Raw genomic sequence first — 353 nt, 5'->3', positions numbered from 1 at the left:
ACGTTCTGCTTGCATACGTTGGCCAGCAGCAGGTCGATCTGGTAGTTGCCCGCCTTGGTCTGGAAGCCCTGGCTGGAGCAGGCGATGCCGCAGCAGTACAGGGTCTCGTTCAGGTGGGTCATCTCGATCAGCTTGTCCTTCACAGCGGAGGCCTTCTCCACGCCGTTGTACTCGGCCGCCAGCGCCGTGGCGCCGATCACCACGTCGCCCACGCCCACCTTACAGCCGCCGTAGCTCTGACGGTGATACCCGGCGAACCGCTCCACCATCATACCGGCAAACTCGTACTCGCCGTTCAGGAAGATATACTCGTTGGGGATGAACACATGGTCCAGAACCACCAGGGCCTCCTG

General features: G+C 61.8%; 1 protein-coding gene. It reads right to left on the bottom strand.

Annotated elements, in window-relative coordinates; translation table 11 throughout:
• A partial coding sequence (locus GPK94_RS16400; protein WP_276571498.1) for a 4-hydroxyphenylacetate 3-hydroxylase C-terminal domain-containing protein occupies nucleotides 1-353 on the bottom strand: 353 nt, incomplete at both ends.

The sequence above is a fragment of the Pseudoflavonifractor sp. MCC625 genome (genome assembly GCF_018784545.1).
Classification (GTDB): Bacteria; Bacillota; Clostridia; order Oscillospirales; family Oscillospiraceae; genus Pseudoflavonifractor_A; species Pseudoflavonifractor_A gallinarum.
The sequence above is the reverse complement of the archived record's forward strand: the minus strand, read 5'-3'. Positions and strand labels throughout refer to the sequence as shown.